The sequence below is a fragment of the Rahnella sp. ATs2 genome, from assembly GCF_051851855.1.
GTDB classification, from domain to species: Bacteria; Pseudomonadota; Gammaproteobacteria; order Enterobacterales; family Enterobacteriaceae; genus Rahnella; species Rahnella variigena.
Genome location: NZ_JBLYPL010000026.1, coordinates 56,625 through 65,659 on the forward strand (window position 1 = coordinate 56,625; position 9,035 = coordinate 65,659).

Here is a 9,035-nt window from a genome sequence, read left to right on the forward strand (position 1 = left end):
GGAGAGCCGGATGCGCTGAAAGGTGCACGTCCGGTTCGGGGAGGAGAGGCAGGGAAATAGTCCGACTACGCCCTGCCTCTTACTCTACTCTGGACGGGAAAACGCTGGGCTTATCTGGCTGTAGTACTCGATTTGTTTTCCCGTAAACCGGTTGGCTGGGCGATGTCATTTTTCCCTGATTCCGCACTGACAGGTAAAGCCCTGTCGATGGCCTGGGAAGCACGGGGAAAACCGGCTAATTTACTGTATCACTCGGATCAAGGCAGTCACTATACCAGCAAGAATTTCAGACAGTTACTGTGGATATATCAGATAAAGCAAAGCCTGAGTCGCCGGGGAAATTGCTGGGATAACAGCCCAATGGAACGGTTCTTCAGAAGCCTGAAAACAGAGTGGGTACCGGATAATGGCTACGCGAATTTTAGCGAAGCCAGCACGGCAATAACGAATTACATCACAGGATATTACAGCCAGCTCAGACCTCATCAATATAATGGTGGTTTGACGCCGAATGAATCAGAACGATTGTTCTGGAAAAACTCTAAAGCTGTGGCCAGTTTTTGTTGACCACTACAGGTTGGGCTTCAGACCCCTCAAAATACAGTATCCAATGAAGTTATCATTTCTAATTCTCCTGATAAGGATCTGTATGTTACTCCTTTCGGTAAAACACTCTGCGTTATTTCTTATTTTCAAACCTTCCCATATATCGAGAAGGCATGCGAAGTATTTTAAAAACTTTATAAATCTCTGAAACATAAAAATTTTGCTTGGTATAATCGAGATTGAGATGCACGTGGTCTCGCGAACCCTGCTGGGCAAGCACGGCAGGGATTGTTTTTCAATCAATATGGAGAGGAGCCTATGGCTTAATCTGTTTATAGAAGGAGAATTAAAAATGAACAAATGGACATTTAATAAAACTGCTGTTGCACAAGGAATTGCTGCACAAAACAATTCTGGACGTATTCCGGCGATTGACATTCAACAAGGCCCTGGTCTTTTGAAGCGTCATCAAAGGAAGTTGTATAAAAGCGCAATCAACTTCAGCGCGCCAATTGAGAAAGACGACTGTGGGCGATACAACCCTCTCAAGGGAAGTGTGGCGGTATGGTATGCCTCTGACTCTGCGTTAACGGCGGCGGCGGAAGCATACGGGCGTTTGTTCCATCTCAAAGGAACGATTTCTTATCCTGAATCGGTACTTTCACAACACTATATGTGCTCTGTGGATGTCGTGAGAACGGTGAAAGTGATTGATGTTGTAGCACTCTGTGAGTTGTTACATATCCCTTTGGATAGCTTAGAGAACGAGGATTACACCTTTCCTCAGTGGCTAATGGAACATCTTTATACGCATTTCGGGCGCGACTATGACGGGATTGCCTATACCTCAAGACATAAGCGCTATAAGCGTTGTTATGCCTTTTGGAAACGACCGGGTAGTACACCAGCCTTTACCGATACCCCTCAGGGGATGTGGCCTTATGCCAGTTACGTCGAAACTGACGTAGGCATGTTCCCTAAGGGGTGGCACAAAGGAACGATGTCAGGTGAAGAGATGTTCGAAGAATTGCTTGGATTCGAAATTACGCCAGAACCAATGTAAATCAAAGAGGGGCGGGCTGGCCCCTCTTTTTAAATCCGTTAACTGGATACTTGATTTCCGAACTGTTTAGCCGCACGTATGACCAGACTAAGTTCACACTTTTTAGCACCGTCCAGCATGATTTGAATCGGCGTCTTTTGCAGGCCTTCGCTGTTAACCTCTATCAGTGATTTCAGCACACCCAACCGCAACATTGGATGTGTATCCTCTTCGAATGCGGCCATCACGTCTTCAAAGCCGGGAATTAGCCCATTATCAGTGAACTGAAATTTCGGGAAAATAAAATCCCCGTTTTGTTTGAATGCTAAAAGCTTGTTCTTCTTAACGCGAATGTTGATCGCCTGACGTGTGATGCCAAGGATATCGACCACGTCGTTCACCTTAAGCGTACCGCCCAACTCTTGAAGCTCACGATAAAATCTTTCCAGATATTCGCGACGACGGCGCACTTTACGCATTTCATAGTCGTTGACGCGTGTCTTCTGCTCGAGTTGAACGGTGTAGAGCAATTGCATCAATGAGCCGTCATCCAGCGTAACAGCATTAATAGCCTGATTTTTGTCTTCAAATTCAGGCATTAGGGAAATAGCGAGGTTGTTAATCCTTTTCAGAAGGTTCAACTGGTACTCATTCAGCTTATTTGAAGTGTTGATTTCTCTTTCCGCTGTGGTGTGTTTAATCATTATGCACCTCCATTTGACGATTATCATAATTCATTTTAGAGGAATGGTCAATTTAAGAGTGTTTTTCAAACAATCTATGGTCACGCAAGGCGTAAAACTTTGACCTGCTCCCGGTCGATTAGCACCGTGATGGCAGCATGCACACAATTATGGATGGGGTCCGCATGGAAAACGGAAAATAAACCACGCTAAGACTAATTTTTAACCAAAGCGTTCTTGGTTGTTACCCGAACGGCGAGGCTAAGGCGTTTCTGTGTCCGAAACCGAACGATTACGTACACCATGCCGTTGCTCTGTCCGAAAATAGGCAAAACCAGATACGGACAGCCTGGCAGTTTCGTACATCCCTTGCGGTCAGGGTGTTCTGCTCAATGGAACGAAATCACCCGTTAAGAGCAAAGCGCTTAACGAATGGAAGGGACTTCCCCTAGATATGCGCCTGATTAACTTTCGTGCAATCATAGGATAAACATTGACCCAGAGGGATTCGTTATGACCATCACCACTGTCGGTATCGATCTTGCTAAAAATGTGTTTGCTGTTCACTGCATTGACCAAAATGGTAAAGCTGTTCTGGTTAAACCCAAGGTGTCGCGTGCAGCACTTTCTGAACTCATCGCAGGTTTACCTCCCTGTGTCATTGGAATGGAAGCCTGCTCGGGTGCCCACTATTGGGCAAGATTATTCAGGCAGTATGGCCATGATGTCCGGTTGATGGCTCCGAAATTTGTCTCACCCTATCGCATGGCGGGTAAGACCGGGAAAAATGATGCAGCTGATGCAATAGCTATTTGTGAGGCAGTGCAGCGGCCGCATATGCGCTTTGTACCAGTCAAAGACGAAAGCCAGCAGGCAATGCAATGCTTACATCGGACAAGACAGGGATTTATCCAGGAAAGAACAGCAACGTATAACCGTCTTCGGGGCCTGATATCTGAATTCGGGGTTATTGCCCCACAAAGCACTGATGCTCTGCGTCATGTTGTTTCTGACCAGAAGGAAACTCTGCCAGTACAGGTTAGGCTGTGCATTGATGATCTATTGGCACATGTCACTAATATTGAAGAGAAAATCGCCGAATATGACAGGGTATTATCTCGTGTGGCCAAAACAGATCATCGCAGCCAGCAGTTAATGGAACTGAAAGGTGTTGGGCCCACCACAGCGAGTGCGCTGGTCGCCAGTATTGGCAATGCCCATGATTTTAAGAACGGGCGCCAACTGGCAGCCTGGTTGGGGCTAACGCCATCACAATACAGTAGTGGCGGAAAATCAAAGCTTGGCAGGATAACAAAAGCGGGTGATGCCTATCTGCGAACCCTACTGGTCCAGGGAGCTCGTTCTGTAATGGTAGGGGCAGAGAATAGAACGGACTCGTTTAGCCGTTGGGTCTGCTCGTTGATGGTAGGCGGGGATACTGGCGTGCTGTCGTTGCAATCGCCGCCAAGAATGCGAGGTTGTGCTGGGCATCATTACATTACGGCGATGACTTCAGACTGTATTCAACAACGTGAAAAATTAAACTGAGTAGTAACTGAACTGTAACTCGTTGATGGTAAAGGGTTAGACCCCCGTGAGAAGTATCTGTATATCCTACTGGATATTACTATCAGATTAACGAAGGAGGATCTCACGAGCGTCTTTCATCAGGGTCCGAATCACTAGCGATTCAGCGTGACCGTTTATAGTAGCGCAGTCTTATCCCTTGCCTTTCATTGATGAACAGACAGAAATTAAAAACCGGCGTTGACTGTTCGGGGAAGCCCTTATAGTAGGATAATTTCCGTTTTCCAAGCAGGACCCCTGCTGGGACAAATTTCCAAAAAAATAATATTCTAAAAATCAATCATATCCTGATTTTCAGAATTTTTCTCAACAGGGGGAGACAGCTCAATTTCTTTTTCAAAGGTTTGATAAGAAACACCCTGGATATGATAATATGTTAATCCGTTTGAGATAAGTTCTAGTGAAATTAATTTATTAGATGAAGGGTAGTGATACTGATTTTTTTGAATCTTATCATCTTTAATTAATTGAATTGTTGGGTTGAATTTAGAATCACTCCAAGCAACCTGTTTAAGAAGACTTACTTTATATGCGCGCTCATCCAACCCTGAATCTAAAACTCTAGAGGATTTACTGAAAAGAACCACATTGTATCCATCTTCTTTTTTACGTTGGCGCGTTTTATTTGCCTTTTTTATCTGTGTTGAACGAAAACTAATTCCATCGAGTCGATATTTTTTAGACACACTGAGATATTCAGCAATTGCTTGTGTAATAAGATATTCATTGTCCTGCTGCTTTCCGAATACGGGTATTGTCATTTTACGGGAAAATTGCTTCAAAAATCCTGTTTTTTCATGACTCGTTATAGTCGAAGGGTTAAATATACTTTCTTTACTAAAAACTAATGAATCCAATTCTGAAATATCCAATATTCTTAATGCCCTCTGTGGCGCAAATGGAGCAACTACAACATGACTTCCAACAGGTGGGCGCACTTCTGAAATAGCAACATTAGGCGTTGTCGCACCATAGAAAACAGCGATTCCTTGCGCATTCATTCGTCCAGCTCGCGCTTGTTCAGCAGGAGGAGGTCCGAAGTTCCGTTCTGGATGTCTTAACGCATCATTAACCTGATCCCAACTTTCAAAGACCCTAGCTCGATAAAGAAATACATCACCATCAATAGTTTTGATGGGAGACTTTGAGTTTTCTATGCGGAAATCATCCAGATCAGAGAATAGTTCGTCCAAAAAATCCTTTACAGATTCATTAAAAAAACGAGCTTCTTCGCTAAGCGATGCTTTCACTTTCTTCCAAGCATGATCTAATTTATTTATTGAAAACCCTCGCCTAGAGTATATATACCCATCGTTATATCTAGCAGGGTCATAATCTGTATGCCAATTATAGTCTTCACATAGTAATTCATAAATATCATCAGCGATTGTTTCATCAACAATTAACTCTTCACCTATAAGCACCTTGGCAGAACGGCTTCCATCCATACTAGAATAGCCGTCATCATCTTCAGGTTGAAAGTAACTTTCAAAGACTTGGTGCACGATTTCAGTAACTTTAGATAAAGGAATATTCTTAATCCTTTTTTTGCAATAATTACACGGCCCTGTTACTTTCCCATGTTTTTTAACAATATTCTTTACGTATTTCTCACCAATGCATTGATGGCATATAACCTTTTCTATGTCCATATATATCCTGATTTTTTTCTGAGTTGTAATTTAGTATGTATTAATTTTTTCAATTATGCATGTGCATTGAAACTACTCCTAATACCATCAAATGCCCGGAGTACAGCCAGTAAAAAGTTTGCCGCGGTAAGAAGCGTTTCCCTGTTGCTTTCGCGCTATCAGTTAAAGTGAGCATGAATAGCGGTAAAAACAGCGTGGGTAAAATGGCGAAAGCGACCACTTCAATTATTGGCGCAGTCATCAATGAAGCAGCATTTAAACTGATCAGTGATAAAGCCCAAAGTAATAGAACTACCTTGTGTGGTGTGATGCTGGCTAACATCAGAACTGAGATCAACACAAAGGCAATGCCCCCTAACCCATAACTGGCCAGTGAGAGTGGCCACGCGAAAATGGCGATAAGCAGAATGCTTTTTATCCAGCAATACCGCGTTCTGGGATAGATCCATGCGACCAGTTGGCTGCACACGGCGAAGACAAACAAAATGTTCAACGCGTACCAGGGCTGATGGTCATAAAAGGCAAAGGCAAAGAAAGGCTGGGTTATGATCGCCCACTTCCATTGCCGTTTAGCCAGTTCCTGTGCACGGCCTGGCTGTTTTGCCATGTTGAACGCAAAGATAAGCGCGAACAGTGGCATGGCCATTCGGCCAACGGCGTAAAGCAGTGGGCTAGATGGTGTCAACAGAATGTCATTCACATGGTCGATAAGCATGGCGACCAGTGCCACGCATTTAACCACGTCCATGCTAAACGGGGACATTCTATCAAAATAGCCTGGAACCGCCCTCACCTGCCCTATGAGCATCTACTCAGCCTCTTCACGTAGTTTCTTACAGACCCGGTTAACCGTACTCAGCGACGCGCCGCTGATTCGGGACACGTCGGCCAAGCTCTTTCCGCTCTTTCGTAGCGTCATGATCACCATATGCAAATCTTCGTCAGCCCTGCGTCCGTGAAACTTCCCCTCGGCTTTGGCTTTGTCAATGCCCTCGCGTTGCCTGCGGCGGCGGTCTTCATAGTCTTTACGTGATATCGCGGCAAGCATGTCTAACATCATGCCGTTGATAGCCCGGAGCATCGCCCCCTGAAAATCATTTCCGCTCTTGTCGGTTAACGCCATTTGGCTGGTAGGCAAATCTAAGCTCACGACAGCCAGCTGCTTCGCGTTAATGATTGTTTTAAGCGCGCCCCAGTCATCCTCTGATAAACGGGATAACCGATCGACCTGTTCAATCAGGATAACGTCACCTGTATCTGCGTCATCCAACATCCGCATGAGTTCGGGCCGCTGAAGCGATGCACCGGACTCATTCTCGATATACCAGGCGGCAACTCGGTGTCCATTGTCCTCCGCGAATGCCTTCATCCGTTTTTGTGCTCTTTTAGCATCCTGACTTTTTGTTGAAGCCCTGAGATATCCGAAAATGTACATAAATGCCCCTTAAAATGTCATTAAGGTTATATCACGATATACAGTGTCATTTAGATAGTTTCTTTAGCTGAATTTAGCTATAATTTGATTGTTCTTTTTGGGTATACATTTAAAAGTGTAATTATATACAGCACTTAATTCAGCGGGGTTATTATGAGCGCAGCATGGTATTTGCTTTATTGTAAAAGTGGTCAGTCCAGTAGAGCACAGGCACATTTAACAAATCAGAGTGTGCATTGTTTCAATCCGGTGATTGAGGGTCAACTCCTGGTAAAGGGGAAAATCAAACACGGCGTCGAGCAACTCTTCCCAAATTACATGTTCGTGAAATTTGACCCTGAGATCATCCATACGACCACTCTCGCAGCAACTAGAGGCGTTAGTCACTTTGTTCGCTTTGGTAATAAGTTGGCGAATCTTACCGATAGCTTTATGGCCGAGTTAATGGAACGCATTCCTGGGCATCAAAGCAGTGAGGGTTTTGGGATTCAAAACGGCGACAAAGTGTTGCTGACTGAAGGAAATTTTGAAGGGCTGGAAGCCATATTCCAGGAAGTAGATGGAGAATCTCGTTCTATGCTGCTTTTGAAATTGGTGAACCAAAGCGTTCTTCAATCTGTACCAAATAAGCATTTTTCAAAAATTAACTAAAATATCTTCTGATTTAATAAATAAGAAGGTCATCTGCATTATAGTTTGCTGAGAGTTCTGAGCATTTGATTTTCCTCCAAACGGCACGATGTCGCGAACCTAGAGAATGTTTGCACTGGAAGCGTCAGACCCTATATCCAAACTTCATGATTTAATTGTGACGTTAACAGCCAGGAGTTGAGAAAGGCGTAGCGTGAGATATGGCGGCGAACCACACACGCAGCACAAGGGGGAGGCGCGTTTTATTGCGAAATGATGATAAGATGCAAAAAAAAAACCGGGCGAAAAAGTGGCAAAGTATCAGATTGATTCTGTCCAGAATTGGGCACCATTTGAACATGCGGGCATAACTTACTCTCTCAACCATCTAGATGCTCATGATATTACGTACAAAGGAGAAAAGGCTGACTATAAATTTGTTGTCACTTATGGCCTGCATTGCTTTGCCAAAGATCTAACGAACTGGAATATTCCCGTCGTCTATCGGGATGGTCGTGAAGCTAAGAATGTTTGTATGGAGCGCTATGAAGCGTCAAAGCATATTCGCCAGATCCTCCATCAATTGCCCGCCATGAGCATTTATCAAACAACGGCAGAAAAGTATTTTACTCTTCACATGATGAACAGCGCTACCCAGCAGGTTGAACCATATAAGATTTGCATCGCGTTCTTCAAAGAAAAACGTCTTTTACGCATGCATATCCTTTCGGCTTTCTTCGCACGGACAGGGCCAGGTTCGGAAGGCGAAGCAATTCCAAATAAATCAGTAAGTTTGTTTAAAGTCGCAAAAGATACAGCTGAGAAACCAAGGAATGGGGCAATACCAAAAGAAGTAAGGAATCGTTAGGTGGCGGCCCCCTTTCGGGGGCCTCAGCTGCCAGAACATGCCTGACAGGGCAGAACACTGTTGCCTCGGACTGGCCGAACCGGTTACCCGGCAGTGGGAAGCGATCCATTTCTGAATCTCTGTAACCTTCCATAGAAATATTATCAGCCTAATATTGGCACATGTCAACAGGTGGCAACCGCTTGCGGCTCTAGCGTCCAGCGAAATTAGTGACCTTTTTGTCACTTACTGAGAGATTAAATTGCTTCTACGCTGTCTTGATTTACTGTTCACAGTGCCGCATATTTGGTTGATTAGTGAGCTAGGCGTACAATGAACTCGGGTCTCTCAGACAGCTCACCCTCACCAAAGAAAGAAAAGATTTTCTTCATGTTCAAAATTTTTTGTTATCAGAAAGCTGTCTTGCCTTAAACGTTTTCCCTACGGCATCGACAAATTCCCTTATGTCCAGATCCTTCCTTTAAGTCTAATGTCCCTGTATGTACAGGTTCATCATCTTTCGTCACCCTGCATTTCCAGATAATAATCTTTTGTGCTGCTTATTATGCGATCCTGAAATTTTTCGGGTCCCTTTCCAGTAAATCATACATTT

7 protein-coding genes and 2 pseudogenes are annotated in these 9,035 nt (G+C 44.2%); 5 read left to right on the plus strand and 4 right to left on the minus strand.

What is annotated here, in order from left to right:
* Nucleotides 1–78 precede the first annotated feature (78 nt).
* A pseudogene (locus ACJY2G_RS22280) lies at nucleotides 79–567 on the plus strand (IS3 family transposase); the annotation flags it as partial.
* Between the two features lie 331 nt (nucleotides 568–898).
* Nucleotides 899–1,609 (plus strand): RES family NAD+ phosphorylase, encoded by a 711-nt coding sequence (locus tag ACJY2G_RS22285; RefSeq protein WP_439292203.1) that lies wholly within the window; start codon nucleotides 899–901, stop codon nucleotides 1,607–1,609.
* Between the two features lie 38 nt (nucleotides 1,610–1,647).
* Here the strand turns inward: ACJY2G_RS22285 and ACJY2G_RS22290 are convergent, their stop codons facing one another.
* Nucleotides 1,648–2,292 carry a DNA-binding protein gene (locus ACJY2G_RS22290; RefSeq protein ID WP_439292204.1) on the minus strand — a complete coding sequence of 215 codons (645 nt, stop codon included), beginning with the start codon at nucleotides 2,290–2,292 and terminating at the stop codon, nucleotides 1,648–1,650.
* 492 nt (nucleotides 2,293–2,784) lie between these two features.
* Here ACJY2G_RS22290 and ACJY2G_RS22295 point away from each other — a divergent pair.
* Nucleotides 2,785–3,806: pseudogene (locus tag ACJY2G_RS22295) on the plus strand (IS110-like element IS5708 family transposase).
* A gap of 321 nt (nucleotides 3,807–4,127) precedes the next feature.
* Here ACJY2G_RS22295 and ACJY2G_RS22300 read toward each other — a convergent pair.
* From ACJY2G_RS22300 to ACJY2G_RS22310, 3 genes are read right to left on the minus strand one after another with little or no spacing between them, the layout of a single operon-like run.
* Nucleotides 4,128–5,510, minus strand: coding sequence for an RES domain-containing protein (locus tag ACJY2G_RS22300; protein WP_439292205.1), 1,383 nt, complete (start codon nucleotides 5,508–5,510; stop codon nucleotides 4,128–4,130).
* A gap of 49 nt (nucleotides 5,511–5,559) precedes the next feature.
* Nucleotides 5,560–6,318, minus strand: coding sequence for a TraX family protein (locus ACJY2G_RS22305; RefSeq protein ID WP_439292206.1), 759 nt, complete (start codon nucleotides 6,316–6,318; stop codon nucleotides 5,560–5,562).
* Entirely contained in the window at nucleotides 6,319–6,945 is a 627-nt protein-coding gene (locus ACJY2G_RS22310; protein WP_208952507.1) for a recombinase family protein, read from the minus strand.
* 153 nt (nucleotides 6,946–7,098) lie between these two features.
* Between ACJY2G_RS22310 and rfaH the strand changes: the two genes are divergently transcribed.
* Both rfaH and ACJY2G_RS22320 read left to right on the plus strand, forming a co-directional pair.
* Nucleotides 7,099–7,596, plus strand: a complete 498-nt coding sequence (rfaH, locus tag ACJY2G_RS22315; RefSeq protein WP_439292208.1) for a transcription/translation regulatory transformer protein RfaH — start codon at nucleotides 7,099–7,101, stop codon at nucleotides 7,594–7,596.
* Between the two features lie 289 nt (nucleotides 7,597–7,885).
* Nucleotides 7,886–8,443 (plus strand): hypothetical protein, encoded by a 558-nt coding sequence (locus tag ACJY2G_RS22320; protein WP_439292209.1) that lies wholly within the window; start codon nucleotides 7,886–7,888, stop codon nucleotides 8,441–8,443.
* Nucleotides 8,444–9,035: the final 592 nt, after the last annotated feature.

Bases quoted from the DNA above. Each gene is read 5' to 3' on its own strand.
- ACJY2G_RS22285 (WP_439292203.1), top strand. From the start codon at position 899: ATGAACAAATGGACATTTAATAAAACTGCTGTTGCACAAGGAATTGCT.
- ACJY2G_RS22290 (WP_439292204.1), bottom strand. From the start codon at position 2,292: ATGATTAAACACACCACAGCGGAAAGAGAAATCAACACTTCAAATAAG.
- ACJY2G_RS22300 (WP_439292205.1), bottom strand. From the start codon at position 5,510: ATGGACATAGAAAAGGTTATATGCCATCAATGCATTGGTGAGAAATAC.
- ACJY2G_RS22305 (WP_439292206.1), bottom strand. From the start codon at position 6,318: ATGCTCATAGGGCAGGTGAGGGCGGTTCCAGGCTATTTTGATAGAATG.
- ACJY2G_RS22310 (WP_208952507.1), bottom strand. From the start codon at position 6,945: ATGTACATTTTCGGATATCTCAGGGCTTCAACAAAAAGTCAGGATGCT.
- rfaH (WP_439292208.1), top strand. From the start codon at position 7,099: ATGAGCGCAGCATGGTATTTGCTTTATTGTAAAAGTGGTCAGTCCAGT.